General features: G+C 43.4%; 13 protein-coding genes. 8 read left to right on the top strand and 5 right to left on the bottom strand.

From position 1 onward, the window contains the following. Window positions 1–69 precede the first annotated feature (69 nt). Entirely contained in the window at window positions 70–1,602 is a 1,533-nt protein-coding gene (locus AC2VOY_RS06665; protein WP_491830503.1) for a YifB family Mg chelatase-like AAA ATPase, read from the bottom strand. A gap of 558 nt (window positions 1,603–2,160) precedes the next feature. Between AC2VOY_RS06665 and ilvG the strand changes: the two genes are divergently transcribed. From ilvG to ilvA, 5 genes are all read left to right on the top strand, one after another. Beyond that, window positions 2,161–3,807 carry an acetolactate synthase 2 catalytic subunit gene (gene ilvG / locus AC2VOY_RS06660; RefSeq protein WP_491833040.1) on the top strand — a complete coding sequence of 549 codons (1,647 nt, stop codon included), beginning with the start codon at window positions 2,161–2,163 and terminating at the stop codon, window positions 3,805–3,807. 1 nt (window position 3,808) lies between these two features. Beyond that, window positions 3,809–4,084, top strand: a complete 276-nt coding sequence (gene ilvM / locus AC2VOY_RS06655) for an acetolactate synthase 2 small subunit (RefSeq protein ID WP_491830502.1) — start codon at window positions 3,809–3,811, stop codon at window positions 4,082–4,084. A gap of 116 nt (window positions 4,085–4,200) precedes the next feature. Further along, a complete protein-coding gene (locus tag AC2VOY_RS06650) occupies window positions 4,201–5,139 on the top strand; it encodes a branched-chain amino acid transaminase (protein ID WP_491830501.1) in 939 nt (312 codons plus the stop codon). Window positions 5,140–5,334: 195 nt separating this feature from the next. Beyond that, window positions 5,335–7,215, top strand: a complete 1,881-nt coding sequence (gene ilvD, locus AC2VOY_RS06645) for a dihydroxy-acid dehydratase (protein ID WP_491830500.1) — start codon at window positions 5,335–5,337, stop codon at window positions 7,213–7,215. Between the two features lie 2 nt (window positions 7,216–7,217). After that, window positions 7,218–8,780, top strand: a complete 1,563-nt coding sequence (gene ilvA, locus AC2VOY_RS06640) for a threonine ammonia-lyase, biosynthetic (protein WP_491830499.1) — start codon at window positions 7,218–7,220, stop codon at window positions 8,778–8,780. Between the two features lie 77 nt (window positions 8,781–8,857). On the opposite strand, the gene AC2VOY_RS06635 is transcribed toward ilvA, so the two are convergent. Next, window positions 8,858–9,430, bottom strand: coding sequence for a lipid-binding SYLF domain-containing protein (locus tag AC2VOY_RS06635; protein ID WP_491830498.1), 573 nt, complete (start codon window positions 9,428–9,430; stop codon window positions 8,858–8,860). 178 nt (window positions 9,431–9,608) lie between these two features. Beyond that, window positions 9,609–10,505, bottom strand: a complete 897-nt coding sequence (gene punR / locus AC2VOY_RS06630; protein WP_491830497.1) for a DNA-binding transcriptional activator PunR — start codon at window positions 10,503–10,505, stop codon at window positions 9,609–9,611. A 214-nt stretch (window positions 10,506–10,719) separates the two neighbouring features. Between punR and punC the strand changes: the two genes are divergently transcribed. The 3 genes from punC (at window position 10,720) to katE2 (ending at window position 14,430) form a co-directional block, all read left to right on the top strand. Beyond that, window positions 10,720–11,904 (top strand): purine nucleoside transporter PunC, encoded by a 1,185-nt coding sequence (punC, locus tag AC2VOY_RS06625; RefSeq protein WP_491833038.1) that lies wholly within the window; start codon window positions 10,720–10,722, stop codon window positions 11,902–11,904. A 233-nt stretch (window positions 11,905–12,137) separates the two neighbouring features. Beyond that, window positions 12,138–12,581: an Hsp20 family protein gene (locus AC2VOY_RS06620; RefSeq protein ID WP_491830496.1), complete on the top strand. Its 444-nt coding sequence runs from the start codon at window positions 12,138–12,140 to the stop codon at window positions 12,579–12,581. 391 nt (window positions 12,582–12,972) lie between these two features. After that, window positions 12,973–14,430, top strand: a complete 1,458-nt coding sequence (gene katE2 / locus AC2VOY_RS06615; RefSeq protein WP_491830495.1) for a catalase KatE2 — start codon at window positions 12,973–12,975, stop codon at window positions 14,428–14,430. Window positions 14,431–14,776: 346 nt separating this feature from the next. On the opposite strand, the gene AC2VOY_RS06610 is transcribed toward katE2, so the two are convergent. Both AC2VOY_RS06610 and trkA read right to left on the bottom strand, forming a co-directional pair. Further along, window positions 14,777–16,222, bottom strand: coding sequence for a TrkH family potassium uptake protein (locus AC2VOY_RS06610; protein ID WP_491830494.1), 1,446 nt, complete (start codon window positions 16,220–16,222; stop codon window positions 14,777–14,779). 15 nt (window positions 16,223–16,237) lie between these two features. Continuing rightward, complete coding sequence (trkA, locus tag AC2VOY_RS06605) at window positions 16,238–17,614, bottom strand: Trk system potassium transporter TrkA (RefSeq protein WP_491830493.1); 1,377 nt, start codon at window positions 17,612–17,614, stop codon at window positions 16,238–16,240. Between the last annotated feature and the right edge of the window lie 86 nt (window positions 17,615–17,700).

Raw genomic sequence — 17,700 nt, 5'->3', positions numbered from 1 at the left:
AACTAATTAAAGATGAGCGCTGGGGATCCCTTAGCGCTCTTTTTTTGCCTCATCAATTTAAGACATTATCTACACAGCTTGCTCGGCTAAGAGTTTAAGAAGGCGCTCCATCGCTCTATATCCTAAAGCTTCGGCTAAGTGGACGCGGCTTATTTGCTCTTGCTCAGCCAAATCTGCAATGCTTCTCGATACTTTTAAAATCTTATGATAAGCCCGAATCGATAACCCTAGTTGGTGAATAGCCGCTTCTAAAAATTGACTATCCTCCTCAGCGAGTTTGCAGTATTTCTCAATCTCACGGCTTTGCAGCTGCATATTGATCTTCCCTTGGCGCTTTAACATTATTTCGCGTGCACGAATGACTCTTTGTTTGACGACTTGGGTTGATTCGCCTCTGTCTTTGCCTGCGCTGAGCATGCCTTGAGGTAAAACGGGTATTTCTACTGATAAATCAAAGCGATCAAGTAAGGGGCCAGAAACCCGAGATAAATATCTTAAAGAAAGTTGTGCGCTGTGATGACTATTTTCATCAACATAGCCTGATGGGCTTGGATTTAAGGCGCCAACAAGTTGAAAGCGTGCAGGAAAGCGTACCTTAGCTGCGGCGCGTGAGATTACAATTTCACCAGACTCAAGGGGTTCACGCAGCGAGTCTAAGACTTTGCGATCAAATTCTGGCATCTCATCTAAAAATAATAACCCATTGTGAGCTAAAGAAATATCACCGGGTTTAGGGATTGAGCTACCACCGACTAAAGCAGGGATTGAGCTAGAATGGTGTGGACTGCGAAACGGGCGTTGTTTCCAGTTTTGTGGGCTGATATCGACATCGGTTAAAGATAAAACTGCTGCAGTTTCAAGCGCTTCTTCTTCACTCATTTCAGGCAATAGGTCACACAAGCGCGAGGCTAGCATGGTTTTGCCTGTTCCTGGAGGCCCTAAAAATAATAAGTTATGCCCGCCAGCTGCAGCTATCTCTAATGCGCGTTTGCCTTGCTGTTGACCGATAATATCTTGTAGATCTCTGGTTTGTTTATTATTTATTTTCAAGGGTGATGTTTCGATACAAGCAAGGCTTAATGGGTTGGTTTGCGGCGCGGTTAAATAAGCACAAACTTGAGCTAAGTCTGTAGCGCAAACATGGATCCCCTTTCCGACTAAAGCTACTTGGCCGGCGTTAGCTTTAGGGACAATAAGCTGACGTTGTTTTTTCTTTGCTTCTAATGCTGCTGGAAGTGAGCCTTTAACTTGTCGCAGGCTTCCTGATAATGCTAGTTCGCCAATAAACTCATACTTGGTTAAGTCTTGGCTGGGGATTTGATCTGATGCAGCTAAAATACCTAAAGCAATCGGAAGATCAAAGCGACCACCTTCTTTGGGGAGATCGGCTGGGGCAAGATTAATCGTTATTTTTTGTGAAGGCATCTCAAATCCAGAGTTAATAATTGCGCTGCGCACTCTATCTTTGGATTCTCTGACTGTGGTTTCTGGTAAGCCAACTAAAGTAAAACCCGGCATACCTTTACTTATATGTACTTCTACGACCACTTGTGGTGCTTGAACACCAAGGCAGGCTCGACTAAAAATGCAAGCAAGTCCCATAATCATTCCTTTTTATTTTAATAAAACCTAGACAAGTTATGGTTAAACTTATGAATATGCCGACTTGATTCATCTAAGTGCTTTATTTGCATAAAGTTAACACTTTGAAATGACTGGGCAAACGTTTAACGCTAGATGTTATCTAGGTTGACATCTATATAGTCAAGCAGAAGAAATGTTGTGTTTTTGTATAAAAAATGAGATTTTTGCTTGTCAAAGAACCAATTTTTGTGATACCACTATAGATATTGAGTATAAAATATTCCAAATGGACTGGGTATGCAGCAAGTTTTAGACATTCGTGCCATTATTGTGCGTCTCATTCTCGTGGTGGTGAAAACTTCCGCGCGGGGACGAGTGTCGACAAACTAAACACTCAAACGAAAAAGCCCCCGCACTTCTTTAGGTTCGGGGGCTTTTTTGTACTTAATAGCTTGCAAATATAGCCATTTAAACGCTTTGGGAAAGACGTTTTATATACAAATAAAAGAGACGATTAGAGAAAAGTCGGTAAGTGAAGTAATGAAATAAATAGAACACAACAGGAGAATGAAGTTAATGAATGGATCTGAGCTAGTCGTCAGTGCATTGCAGCAAGAAGGAATTACCCAAGTTTTTGGTTACCCAGGTGGCGCAATTATGCCGATTTATGACGCGCTATATGATGGCGGTGTCGAGCATATTTTATGTCGTCATGAACAAGGTGCAGCGATGGCTGCGATTGGGTATGCAAGAGCCACGCAAGGAGTTGGCGTGTGTATGGCAACTTCAGGACCAGGGGCAACCAACCTAGTCACCGGTCTTGCCGATGCAATGCTAGATTCTGTGCCGATTGTTGCGATTACAGGACAAGTTGCAAGCTCGCATATCGGGACGGATGCCTTCCAAGAAATGGACGTCATTGGGATGTCGCTTGCTTGCTGTAAGCATAGCTACCTAGTGACGGATATTAACGACTTAGCACCGACTCTCTCCGAAGCATTTGAACTTGCTCAAACTGGTCGCCCTGGCCCTGTTTTGGTTGATATTGCCAAAGATGTTCAGCTTGCCAAAGCGCCGGTTAAAATTCTGCCTGTGTTCACCCCACCTGAGCCACCTGTGGCTTGCTCCGAGCAGCTGCGCCTTGCTCAAGAAATCCTTGCACAAAGTGAGCGCCCTGTTTTATATGTTGGCGGTGGCGTTCAACTAGCGAAAGCAACCGATGTGGTGCGTGAGTTTTTAACTCATAACCCTATGCCTGCGGTTAGCACTTTAAAAGGTCTTGGTACGATAGATCGTCATCATCCGCATTACTTAGGTATGCTTGGGATGCACGGCACTAAGGCGGCTAACCTCGTGGTGCAAGAAAGTGATTTATTGATTGTTGTTGGCGCACGTTTTGATGACAGGGTGACAGGCAAGCTTGATACTTTCGCGCCAGAAGCCAAAGTGATTCATATCGATATCGACGCCGCAGAAATTCACAAATTACGTCAAGCCAATGCAGCGCTACGTGGTGAAATTCAAAAAGTTCTTCCTCAGCTAAAACTTGAACATAGCATTCAAACTTGGATCGAACACTGTGATCGCCTGCGCACTAAATTTAAGTGGCGTTATGATCACCCAGGCGATTTGATTTATGCGCCAGCTTTGCTTAAAGAGCTTTCGGATACTATGCCGGATTCAAGCGTTATCGCCACCGATGTTGGACAACATCAAATGTGGTCAGCGCAACATATCCAACCGCGTGAGCCACAAAACTTTTTAACTTCAGCTGGTCTTGGCACCATGGGCTTTGGTTTACCTGCGGCAATGGGGGCAAAAGTGGCTCGTCCTCAAGATGAGGTCATACTTGTTTCTGGCGATGGTTCTTTTATGATGAATATTCAGGAGCTTGGAACCTTAAAGCGTCGCCAAATTCCGCTAAAAATTATTCTCTTAGATAATCAGCGTTTGGGTATGGTTCGCCAATGGCAATCTTTGTTCTTTGATGGCCGTCATAGTGAAACTATTTTGGATGATAACCCAGACTTCCTGATGCTTGCCAAAGCCTTTGACATCGAAGGACTGCGTATCACGCAAAAACAAGAGATCACTCCTGCGCTTGAGCGTATGCTAAGCAGTGATAAGGCATTCTTATTACACGTTGTGATTTCTGAAGAAGAAAATGTATGGCCACTTGTACCGCCGGGCGCAGCAAACCAAGATATGTTGGAGAATACTTAATATGGAACGTTATCAATTAATTATTAAAGCAGAAGATAAACCGGTTTTACTTGAAAGAGTCTTGCGTGTCATTCGTCATCGTGGTTTTATTATTAAACAGGTGGCTGCAACTCAAAACCATGAGAGTCATGTAGCGAGTGTTGAAATTATTGTCGATTCAGACCGACCGATTAGCACCTTGATTCATCAAATTGAGAAGCTATGGGATATTCGCAGCGTGATCACCAATAAAATCGATAATACGATTCTACCGGCTCCATCATTTGAGCATTGTTAATGCCAAGCTGAGCTTGAGAAAAATATAAAAAACAAACACAACAGATATTTATACTCAAAGTCACAAGATAGAGTATACAAAAGAAATTATAAGCGTAATGCTAAGGAAGACAAATTATGGCTACAAGTACAGCAGACTACATTTGGTTTAACGGCGAGATGAAGCCTTGGGCAGAGGCAAATGTGCACGTATTAACTCACGCAATGCACTATGGGACGTCGGTATTTGAAGGGATTCGCTGTTACAACACGCCAAATGGTCCGATTGTCTTTCGTCACCATGAGCATATGCAACGCCTTGAAGATTCTGCAAAAATCTACCGATTCCCAATTCCATATACAGTCGAAGAAATGATGGAAGCTTGTCGCGAAACCCTTCGCGCAAACAAACTTGATTCTGCTTATATTCGTCCGCTTGGCTTTATTGGTAATGTTGGTCTAGGTGTTTGCCCACCAACTGACTCGAAAATGGATTTGATTATTGCTGCTTTCCCATGGGGCTCTTACCTTGGTGAAGAAGCACTAGCAAATGGTGTCGACGCGATGATTTCAAGCTGGAATCGCGCAGCGCCAAACACTATTCCAACGGCAGCAAAAGCTGGTGGTAACTACCTTTCATCACTACTTGTTGGTGGTGAAGCGCGTCGTCATGGTTATGATGAAGGGATTGCACTGTCTGTTGATGGTTATATTTCAGAAGGTGCGGGTGAGAATATCTTTGTTGTGAAAAACGGCAAGATTGTTACGCCGCCGGCAACGAGCTCTATTTTACCTGGGATCACGCGTGATTCGATTAAAATCTTAGCTGAAGATCTTGGTTATGAAGTGGTTGAGGCGAATATTGCGCGCGAAGCGCTTTATCTTGCGGATGAGATCTTTATGACAGGCACAGCAGCAGAAATCGTGCCGGTACGCAGCGTGGATCAAATCACTGTTGGCACGGGTAAACGTGGCCCTGTGACAGAGCAAATTCAAAAGGTTTTCTTTGGCTTGTTTGATGGCACAACTGAAGATAAGTGGGGCTGGTTGGATCCTGTTTATCCTGAAGCTAAATAACGAGTCTTTAGTGATAATTAGCTGATTGTGCTTATGTTCATGGAACAAAGATTTACTTGCACAAGGACGTGCAAGTCATAGCGATCATGGATGACTTGAGCGTCTTTGTGGAATGATATAAGCATAAGCAGCAACACGTCACACTTACAGCATCATATAAATTGAAAACCAGTTAAAGATTTAAAAGGAATTACAATGTCAGACAAACCACAACCGAGCGCACCCAAAAATCCAGTCTTCCCTTATCGCTCAGCAACCACAACTCATGGCCGTAACATGGCTGGCGCACGAGCATTATGGCGCGCAACAGGGGTTAAAAATGAAGACTTCGGCAAACCAATCATCGCCGTCGTAAACTCATTTACTCAATTCGTACCAGGCCATGTGCATCTAAAAGATATGGGTCAACTGGTTGCACGTGAAATCGAAGCAGCAGGCGGGATCGCAAAAGAATTTAATACTATCGCAGTCGATGATGGCATTGCGATGGGCCATGGCGGCATGCTGTACTCACTACCATCGCGTGAACTTATCTCTGATTCAGTTGAATACATGGTCAACGCTCACTGCGCCGATGCCATGGTATGTATTTCTAACTGCGATAAAATCACCCCAGGAATGTTGATGGCGTCACTACGCCTAAATATCCCAGTTATTTTTGTTTCAGGCGGACCAATGGAAGCGGGTAAAACTAAGCTTTCAGATCAAATCATCAAGCTCGATTTGGTTGATGCCATGATCCAAGGCGCCGATCCGAAAGTTTCAGATGAACAAGTGGAAGAAGTCGAACGTTCTGCTTGCCCTACTTGCGGCTCTTGCTCTGGGATGTTCACAGCTAACTCAATGAACTGCTTAACCGAAGCGCTAGGTCTTAGCCAACCGGGTAATGGTTCTATGTTGGCAACTCACGCCGATCGTCGTCAATTGTTTGAAAAAGCAGGCCATCGCATTGTTGAGCTAACCAAGCGCTATTACCTTGAAGGTGATGAAAGTGCATTGCCACGCAATATTGCGACCAAAGCTGCATTTGAAAACGCAATGGCGCTGGATATTGCAATGGGCGGTTCAACCAATACGGTTCTGCACTTACTTGCTGCGGCGCAAGAAGGCGAAGTTGATTTTGATATGATCGATATTGACCGCATGTCACGTCTAGTGCCACACCTATGTAAAGTTGCCCCATCTACACAAAAATATCATATGGAAGATGTTCACCGCGCTGGTGGTGTGATGGCTATTTTAGGTGAGCTTGACCGAGCTGGCCTGATTAATCGTGATACGCGCACTGTGCTTGGGCTTTCAATGGCAGAGCAACTTGCGCAATACGACATCATGCAAACGTCTGATCAAAACGTAAAAGATTTTTATCGCGCAGGCCCAGCTGGGATCCGCACGACAGAGGCTTTCTCTCAAGATTGTCGCTGGGAAACTTTGGATGATGATCGCGCTGATGGGTGTATTCGCACTAAAGAAAATGCCTTTAGCCAAGACGGTGGCCTTGCGGTACTAAAAGGTAATATTGCATTGGATGGTTGTATTGTTAAAACTGCTGGGGTTGATGAAAGCATTCTTAAATTTGAAGGCCCTGCTGTGGTATTTGAAAGCCAAGAAGATGCCGTCGATGGGATTTTAAACGGTAAAGTGAAATCCGGTGATGTGGTTGTGATCCGCTACGAAGGACCAAAAGGTGGTCCAGGCATGCAAGAAATGCTCTATCCAACGACTTACCTGAAATCTATGGGCTTAGGCAAAGAGTGTGCGCTGCTAACAGATGGTCGCTTCTCTGGTGGTACATCTGGCCTATCTATCGGTCACGCTTCTCCAGAGGCTGCTAATGGCGGTATTATCGGATTAGTAGAAAGTGGCGATCGCATCTCGATTGATATTCCAAATCGCTCAATCTCACTTGAAGTTGCTGAAACAGAAATTGAACGTCGCCGAGTTGAGCAAGATAAGCTAGGTTGGAAGCCGAAGAGCCGCCAACGCCAAGTATCACTCGCATTAAAAGCTTATGCAAAACTTGCGACCAGTGCTGATAAAGGCGCAGTGCGTGATAAATCTCAGTTGGAGGATTAATCATGGCTGACTCAAATTCAGGAGCTGAGGCCTCACTGCCTCAAACCGGAAGCGAATATTTACGTCAAATCTTGCGCGCACCTGTTTACGATGTGGCGCAAGTCACGCCGCTACAAGCGATGCCAAGATTGTCTGCGCGTCTTGATAACCAAGTACAGCTCAAACGTGAAGATCGCCAGCCGGTACACTCATTTAAACTTCGTGGCGCTTATAACATGGTCGCAAGTTTAACTGATAGCCAAAAACAAGCTGGGGTTGTGACGGCATCTGCGGGTAACCATGCCCAAGGGATCGCCTATTCAGGCCAACAGCTTGGCTTAAGAGCTATTATTGTGATGCCAAAAACTACGCCGGACATTAAAGTTTCGGCTGTGCGTAGCTTTGGTGGTGAAGTCGTGCTGCATGGCAGCAGTTTTGATGAAGCCAAAGCAGAAGCTGAGCGTTTAGCGGTTGAGCAAGGCATGACTTATGTGCCGCCGTTTGATCACCCATTGGTGATTGCTGGACAAGGCACAATCGGCATGGAAATGCTGCAACAAAACGGACACCTTGATTATATCTTTGTGCCGGTTGGCGGCGGCGGTTTAGCTGCTGGGGTTGCGGTGTTAATCAAGCAGCTAATGCCTGAAATCAAGGTAATTGCTGTCGAGCCAACAGATTCAGCATGCCTAAAAGCTGCGCTAGATAAAGGCGAGCCAACTGCCCTTGAGCGCGTCAGTATTTTTGCTGACGGTGTCGCGGTGAAGATCATCGGCAATGAAACTTTCCGTTTATGCCAAGAGTATTTAGACGGGCATATTTGCGTCTCAAGCGATGAAATTTGCGCTGCAGTCAAAGATATTTTTGAAGATACGCGCGCGATTGCTGAGCCATCTGGCGCCTTGGCATTAGCTGGGCTGAAGAAATATGCTGAGAAAAATCAGCTTCAAGGTAAGCAGCTAGGCGCGATTTTATCTGGCGCAAACACTAACTTCCACGGCCTTAGATATGTTTCTGAGCGTTGTGAAATTGGTGAGAAGCGTGAAGGTTTATTAGCGGTGACGATTCCTGAGCGCAAAGGTGCTTTCTTGGAGTTTTGTAATTTGATTGGTGGTCGCGCAGTTACTGAGTTTAACTATCGCTATCATGATCAAAGCAAGGCAAATATCTTTGTGGGTTTGCGTCTGCAAGAAGGCCAAACTGAGCTTGAAGGCCTGCTCACCGAATTGCAACAAGGTGGCTATGAAGTGATGGATTTATCAAATGATGAAATGGCCAAAGTGCATATTCGTTATATGATAGGTGGCAAGCCGCAAAAGCAACTTCAAGAGCGTTTATATAGCTTTGAATTTCCTGAGTATCCTGGTGCATTAGTGAAGTTTTTAAGCACCCTTGGAACCCATTGGAACATCAGTTTGTTTAACTATCGTAACCATGGCGCTGATTATGGTCGTGTCTTGTGTGGTTTTGAACTTACCGATGCGGATCAAGAGCGTTTCAATGCGCACTTGCAAGAGCTAGGCTATGAATATAAAGATGAGACTGATAATCCTAGTTATCGTTTTTTCTTGGCGATGAACGACTAGCTGGCGATACTTTTTTTAGGCACAAAAAAACCACTAACCAAATCAAAGGCTAGTGGTTTTTTCTTTTTGATTAAGTCTTATTTCTTCGGTGAAAAATCAAACTTTTGACCGGCAACTGATGCATCGATCATCAAACCACCTTTAGTCACAATAAACACAGCCATATCATTTACATAGCTTGCACGTGACGAGTTGTGTGCGCCAGATTGACCAGCTGTTGCAGAGTTACCTGTTGTGCCGACTTGTGCATTTGCACCGACGTTTATTGCAACTGCTGAGGTTTGTGCGCCAAATTCAAAGTTACCTTCAGTGAACTTGTCAAATGCACGTTTGTTTTTAAAGAAGATAATCTCGCTGTAGCCTTCACCACCAAAAGAGAAGCCGACAGAAAGTTGCGATAATTTTGTATCGCCAACGTACTCAGTGCCGCGGAATACGCGACCTTCACCGTAAGCGCCGCCAACAATAAAAGCGCCTTTACCTACGGTTGGGAAAAGTGCGTAGCCGTAAGCTGAGTTAAAATAACGCTCGGTTTCAGGGGCGCGTTGAAAGTTAACCAAGGCATCTTGGTATGAGTCTGCAAAAGCTGGGCTTGAAGTTAAGCCTAGTAAGATTAAGCAGGCTGCAAAAAATTGACTGATTCTCTTCATGTATTTCTCCATTATGTGTGCCTATATGGTTTTTTATGATGGCTTTTTGTTCACACTAGTATAACTGGCTTAAAAGCAAAAACCTTTTTTATTTACTTGAATTTAGCTTAGCTCACGATTAAAAATCAAGTATAACTCATAATTTTGAACACTGTTTTATATTTATTTACATTTTCACCTAAGCCAGCCAGTCTTGAAATAACTTTTCGCTATCCCCTAAATACTCAATCATCCAGTCAACCAATTGGTTGTTAGTGTCTGTATTCCAAACTAAGCAGCAACTACTTAATGGGCTTTTTTGATCTTGGCTTTGGCGCAGCGGTTTCTCCACTAAATCTCCGCGACTAATGAAATGTCTGGCCATATGTCTGGGCATAAACCCCATTCCGACACCTGTTTTTAGGCATTCAATGGCACTAAACCAGTTAGGTAAGAGTAGGCGACGCTGGCTGGCATAATGCCAAGTGTAGCGTTTTGGTAATATGGTTGAGGTATCATCTAAGCAAATAGCAGGATAGTGAATTAAGTCCTCTTCTGGCAGTTTGGCAAGTTCTGGTGACATTACAAAGGCCCAATCGAGTGTGCCCATTTCTTTGATAGCAAATTGGCCATTGACGGGAATTGCTGAAGTCGCACCAATCACTATATCGGTGCGGTTTTCAGAAATGGCTTCCCAAGCACCGTTATAAACTTCCATATTGACTTGTAGTTCAGCAAAATCAAATGCTTGATAGAAATCTTGAATCAGCTGCTCTAAAGGTTCGAGTTTAACAATATTGTCTAAGGTTAAGCGCAGGGTTTGGCTCCAACCATTCCCAACACGTTGAGTTTGCGCTTTGAGTTCATCCATATTGCGTAGGATTTGCCTTGCTTCACGAATAAAATGCTCGCCTGCTGGGGTGAGTACAACTTTACGCGGCTGACGCTCAAATAAGATCACCCCAAGCTCTTGTTCAACTTGGCGTACGCTATAACTGATCGCAGAAGGAACTTTATGTAGTTGATGGGCAGCAGCACTAAAGCTTTGAGTTTGTGCGACGACATCTAAAATATGTAGTGCTTGTTTTGAAAACATAACGAGCCTTTAAAACTAAATATTGAGTAGAAAGTATAGCTGAAGTTGCTTAAAACTCATCAATGAATCAAATTTTTTGATAGATAAGAGAGTTATTTTGCGTTTAATTTATCCTTTAAAGATCTTTATAATCGCAGGTATTAATTAGAGTTATCCTTTTTTAAGCATTTTATAGTTAATTATTTGTTTAAAAGCATCAAAAAAATTCAAAGGTATAAATATGAAAAAGACTGAGCTGTTTTATCTCGCAGCCCTTTCCATGCTTGGTTTTGTTGCAACCGACATGTATCTTCCGGCTTTTAAAGAGCTAGAAACCCACTTTGGTACAGGCCCTGAGTTGATTGCGCTGTCTTTATCTATCTTCTTGTCTGGGATGGCATTTGGCCAGTTATTGTGGGGTGTGGCATCGGATAAATTTGGTCATCGTAATACGCTTGCGTTGGGCTTGGTTGTCTTTTCTGTTGCGTCGATTGGACTTGCGTTTAGCCAAGAAGTTTGGCAATTGCTGAGCCTGCGTTTCTTACAAGCCTTTGGTGTGTGCGCGCCTGCTGTAATTTGGCAAGCCATGACGATTTCGCGTCACAAAGAAAAAAGCCAACAAATTTTCGCATCCATCATGCCTCTAGTGGCGCTTTCGCCTGCGATTGCTCCGCAACTTGGCGTATTTATGATGGCGCATTTTGGTTGGGCGAGCATTTTCGTGCTGTTGGCTGTGCTTGGTCTTCTTTTAACGGTTAAAACATTGACCTTACCAAGTGAAAAAGTTGAGCCTAAACAGTCGTCAATTTTAAAAGATATGCGCGGTTTGATGACATCTAAAACTTATTTAGGTAATGTCACCATGTTTGCCGTAGCTTCGGCTGCTTTCTTTGCATACTTAACTGCTATGCCTGAAATCATGACGCAAATGGGCTATGACGCAAAAGATATCGGCTTAAGTTTTATTCCTCAAACAATTGCATTTATGACTGGTGGTTACTTTGGTAAAAAACAAGTTGAGAAGTTAGGTGACGGCAAAGTCTTAAAAGCACTGCTTGGGTTATTCTCTGTGGCTTCACTTATTTTAGTTGTAGTTACTCAACTTGCGCCAACAAATATCTGGCCGGTATTACTGCCATTTTGCTTTATTGCTGTTGCCAATGGTGCGCTTTACCCAATCGTAGTTAACCGCGCACTTTCAAGCTTAGCGGCGCAAGAGTGCCCAGCAACGGCAGCTGGCTTGCAAAACAGTATTCAAATCTGCATTAGTAGTTTAGCAAGTGTGCTGGTGGCAAGCTTTGCAAGTAACGCACTTGTCGTCACAGGTCTTGCTCTAGCATTATGCTTAGTTGGGATTCATTTTGGTAACCTTTTAGCGAAGAAAAACCAAGTGCTTGAAACCTCAGTTGATGCTGCATAGTTTGTAATCAAGATAAAAAATTAAATTTTAATTCATTTTAAATCAATGGATTATATTTATATTTTCAAGTTTTTTTAAAAGATCGCTTGAAAAGCATTTAGGCTATCCACATATATTTAAGTGTAAGCGGTGCCACCTTTGTGGGCCGTTTAGAAACCTATCTTGAGTTGCCGTTTGGGACTTTATGATAGAGATTTTTAATTTACTATTGCTTAAATAATGAGGATAGTCTTATGCGTACTAATATCGATTTCTCACCTTTATACCGTAATGCGATTGGTTTTGACCGTCTATTGAATCTAATGGAAGCCAACACCAAGAATAACTCTGCGGGTTACCCTCCATACAATATCGAACAGAAAGACGAAAACCATTATCGTATCACGATGGCGGTTGCTGGCTTTGCTGACGAGCAGCTAGATATTACTCAACAAGAAAATATGCTAGTTGTGAAAGGCGAAAGCAAGTCTGATGATTCTGATAAAAAATACATTTACCAAGGTATTGCGGAGCGTGATTTTGAGCGCAAGTTCCAACTTGCTGATTATGTCAAAGTCATTGGCGCAGACTTAGAAAATGGCTTGTTGCATATTGATCTTGAACGTGAAATTCCAGAAGCCATGCAACCGCGTAAAATTGCGATTAATGGTAAAAACTTAATTGAAAGCAAATCTTAAGTTTTTAATTTGTTACAACTTGTTAACTAGCAAGTAATATAAAGATGAGAAAGGTGCTTATGCAAATCGCAGAGCGCCTTTTTTTATGCCTGTAAACCAAGGTTGAATAAGGCTTGATGAAAAAAACACACTTCTTTAACTCTATATTCACACAATGAATGATAATCTTTTGCAAAAATAAAACCTTATTTTTATTGTGTGCACCTATTCTTCTAATAGGTAAAACCAGTAAGCTAGTCGCTGATTAATCTATTACACTGGATTGTAAAATAAATGTGATATAAGTTGATTACTTGGAGGTTTAGAGTGTTTAGAGCTTTAGACAGAATTTACCAAATTGAAGCTTTCGCTTTAGCTTCTTTTTATAGCGCTTCAGAAAAAGGATATTTGTATGTCGAATAACAAAAAGCTTACTACCGCTGCTGGTTGCCCGGTTGCCCATAACCAAAATGTACAAACAGCTGGCAAGCGTGGTCCACAACTTTTGCAAGATGTGTGGTTCTTAGAAAAACTAGCTCACTTTGATCGTGAAGTGATTCCTGAGCGTCGTATGCACGCGAAAGGTTCTGGCGCATACGGTACCTTTACTGTTACGCATGATATTACTAAATACACGAAAGCTAAAATCTTCTCTGAAGTTGGTAAAAAAACTGAGCTTTTTGCTCGCTTTACCACAGTAGCAGGTGAGCGCGGCGCAGCAGATGCAGAGCGTGATATTCGTGGTTTTGCGCTTAAGTTTTATACTGAAGAAGGTAACTGGGACTTAGTTGGTAACAACACGCCCGTTTTCTTCATTCGTGATCCACTTAAATTCCCTGATTTAAACCACGCAGTGAAACGTGATCCACGTACCAACATGCGTAGCGCAGACAATAACTGGGATTTCTGGACATCTCTTCCGGAAGCGCTGCACCAAGTAACTATCGTGATGAGTGATCGTGGTATTCCTGCGACATATCGTCATATGCATGGTTTTGGTAGCCATACATTCAGCTTTATTAATGCAGATAACGAGCGTTTCTGGGTTAAATTCCACATGAAATCTCAACAAGGTATCAAGAACCTAACTGAGAAAGAAGCGGAAGAGCTAATCGGTAAAGACCGTGAAAGCCACCAACGTGACTTACTAGAAAGTATTGATAATGCAGATTATCCAAAATGGACCATGAAGGTACAAATCATGCCTGAAGCAGATGCTTCAAAAGTACCTTACAACCCATTTGATTTAACCAAAGTTTGGCCACATAAAGATTACCCATTGATTGAAGTGGGTGAAATTGAGCTAAACCGTAACCCAGAAAACTACTTTGCTGAAGTTGAGCAATCTGCATTTAACCCTGCAGCTGTGGTTCCTGGAATTAGCTTCTCACCTGATAGAATGCTTCAAGGTCGTTTATTCTCTTATGGTGATGCGCAGCGTTATCGTTTGGGTGTGAACCATCACCAGATCCCAGTAAACGCACCGCGTTGCCCAGTACATAGCTATCACCGTGATGGTGCTATGCGTGTAGATGGTAACTATGGCAGCACGATTGGTTATGAACCAAACTCAAAAGGTGAGTGGGCAGAGCAACCTGATTATTCAGAGCCGCCACTATCTCTAGAAGGCGCTGCGGATCATTGGAACCACCGTGAAGATGATGATTACTATAGCCAACCTGGAGCGCTATTTCGCTTGATGACACCTGAGCAGCAGCAAGTATTGTTTGAAAATACTGCTGGTAATATCGGTGGTGCGTCGAAACATATTCAGTTGCGTCACTTGACTAACTGTTATCGCGCAGATCCTGCTTATGCGGCAGGTATTGCTAAGCTTTTAGGTATCGATGAGTCTGAATATAAGGATTAATCTTTCTTGTATTGAGGTTGTATTCTTAGTCTTTGGATATAACTTTGAGATTTAAATCCTATCTAAGATAGAAAAAATAAATCCCGAAACTGGAGTTGTCTCGTTTCGGGATTTTTTGTGTTTGGAGAAAAATTATGACCAAGCTTAAATAGCTTGATTATGCGAAATACCATAGAACAAAGATTACTTGCACAAGGATGTGCAAGTCATAGCGCCCATGGATGGGACAGCGTCTTTGTGGCATGGTATTCGGATGAGCAAGCGCAACCTCTAAGCGAATATATCTACTTTTAAGCGAGCTTTAGCCTCTCAGACATAAGAGACTTAAAACTTAGTATATACTATTTTAAGTCCGCCAAAACGTAGGGAAGAAGAGCACCAAAATAGTTAAGATTTCCAAGCGTCCAAGCAGCATACCAAAGCTTAATATCCACTTCGCAGCATCAGGCAGGCCAGCAAAATTACCTGTTGGACCAATCACATCACCCATACCCGGCCCAACGTTTGCCACAGCAGTCATCGCACCTGTAATACTCGTGATAGGATCAAGCCCCATCGCACTCAAACTGCCAGCAATGATGATAATCGTAATCGCAAAGGTTAAGGCAAATGCAACCACTGAGCGCACTATATCATCATTAACAGGGCGCCCGTTGTAGCGCTGGACAAACACCCCAGATGGGTGAATCAAGCGCATGACTTGGTTATTTAAAAGCGATGCTGCAACTTGAAAGCGGAAGATTTTAACCCCGCCAGCAGTTGAGCCAGAGCAAGCTCCAGAAATCATTAAAAATGCAAAAATAACCGTGGGTAAACTTCCCCATGCAGTGAAATCCTCAAGCCCAAAACCTGTGGTGGTCATCACTGAAATAACATTAAAGAAAGAGACACGCAGCGCATCTAAGACTTGATAATGTCGAGTAAAAACAAGCCATAAAGCCACAGATAAAGCCGCAGCTATTACCGCATAGGCAAAGCCTTTAACCTGTGCATCTTTGACTAAAATCGATAGCTTTTGTTTACGTAGCGCGGCGACAAAAAGCAAGAAAGGCAAGCCGCCTAAAAACATAAACAAAGAGCCAACCCAATGTGCACCATTGGAGAAATGGTTCATCGAGCCATCAGAGGTCGAGTAACCACCGGTTGAAAGCGTGGTAAATGAATGGTTTATCGCATCAAACAAGTCCATGCCGGTAAGCATATAGCCGATTAAACATAGACAAGTTAAAGTAAGATAAACCCAGACGATATTAATCGCCACACTTTTTGCGCGCGGGCTACTTTTATCTGACCAATCTGAAGACTCAGTTTGGAACAGCTTCATCCCCCCAACGTTAAGCATCGGCAGGACAGCTACCGCCATCACGATAAAGCCAACCCCACCCAGCCATTGGAGCAATGAACGCCAAAGTAAGATGCTTGGCGCCATGTCATCCAGGCCGCTTAACACGGTTGAGCCTGTTGTTGTGATCCCAGACATGGTTTCAAAATAGGCATCAGTAAAGCTGATATGGTTGATAAACATAAAAGGCAGCGCAGCAAAAGCACTAGCTATCGTCCATACAAAACTGGTGATCAGGAACATATCCCGAACCCCAAGTCTAAATTTTTTAGTCCGTCCTAGACTCAAACACGCAAACGCACCAAGGTGAGTTAAAATAAGTGCTTGGCCAAACTCGATAAAACCACCAGTACCTGTGACAAAAGCGAGTATGGTTGGTACATACATAAACAGGGCGAGCTTAGATAACACCAACCCAATAACGAATAAAATAGGACGATAATTAACCATAAGACGAGCCTAAGTTTATAAGAAGAATGGGCTAGGTTGGAACAAGCGCTCAACATCTGGTACGTATTTCTTATCGACTAAGAACATCACCACGTGATCATCTTGCTCGATAACGGTTCTGTCATGTGCAATCAAGACTTCTTCACCTCGCACAATCGCGCCAATGGTGGTACCCGGCGGTAGTTTAATATCACCGATAGGTTTACCAACCACTTTTGAAGTGCTTTCATCACCGTGTGCAATCGCTTCGATCGCCTCAGCTGCGCCGCGACGCAACGAAGAAACGTTAACAATATCTGCGCGACGCACGTGAGTTAACAAGGCTGAGATCGTAGCTTGTTGAGGTGAAATCGCCACATCAATTACGCCGCCTTGGACGAGATCGACATAAGCGCTGCGTTGGATCAGCACCATTACTTTTTTGGCGCCCAAACGCTTGGCAAGCATGGCAGACATGATGTTAGTTTCATCTTCGTTAGTCAGCGCAATAAAGACATCGACTTGATCGATATTTTCTTCATTTAAGAGCTCTTGATCAGCCGCATCACCACAAAAAACAATCGTGTTTTCAAGCGATTCTGATAACTCTTCGGCTCTTTGGTAGTTACGTTCAATCAATTTCACATTGTAGTCTTTCTCAAGGCGCGACGCTAAACTTGAGCCAATGTTACCACCACCAACAATCATGATGCGGCGATAGTTTTTCTCAAGGCGTTGCAACTCACTCATGACCGAGCGAATGTGGTTACTCGCTGCAACAAAAAAGACTTCATCGTCAGCTTCAATGATAGTTGTGCCTTGTGGGCGAATCGGGCGACCTTGACGGAAAATAGCAGCCACGCGGGTATCAATGTGCGGCATATGTTCACGCAGCGCAGACAGAGCATTCCCCACAAGTGGGCCACCATAGTAGGCTTTGACGGCCACTAGGCTCACTTTTCTCTCTGCAAAGCTGACAACTTGCAGTGCGCCAGGATATTGAATCAAACGCTCAATATAACTTGTGACTAGCTCTTCAGGGGCAATTAAGTGATCAACAGGTACAGCGCCAGATTGAAATAAGCTTTCTTTCTCAGCTAAGTACTCAGGTGAGCGAATACGCGCGACACGGTTTGGAGTGTTAAACAAGGTGAAAGCCACTTGGCAGGCTGCCATATTGGTTTCATCTGAGTTGGTGACCGCAACGAGCATGTCTGCATCTTGTGCACCTGCTTCACGCAAGGTATCTGGGTGACTTGCATAACCATGAACAACTCGTAAGTCATACTTGTCTTGCATGTCTCTTAGACGCTCAGTGTTATTATCCACGACGGTAATATCATTGTTTTCGCCTACTAGGTTTTCAGCAAGCGTCCCACCAACTTGGCCGGCTCCGAGAATGATAATCTTCATAACAAACTGCTATACCTTTGTTGTATTGATCCACACAAGTTGTCTCTTAACTTAGATTATTAGGCTAAGAGACAAGTATGAAATTG

This window comes from Vibrio sp. KMM 9700 (assembly GCF_058545285.1).
This window is presented reverse-complemented; position numbering and strand designations above follow the sequence as displayed.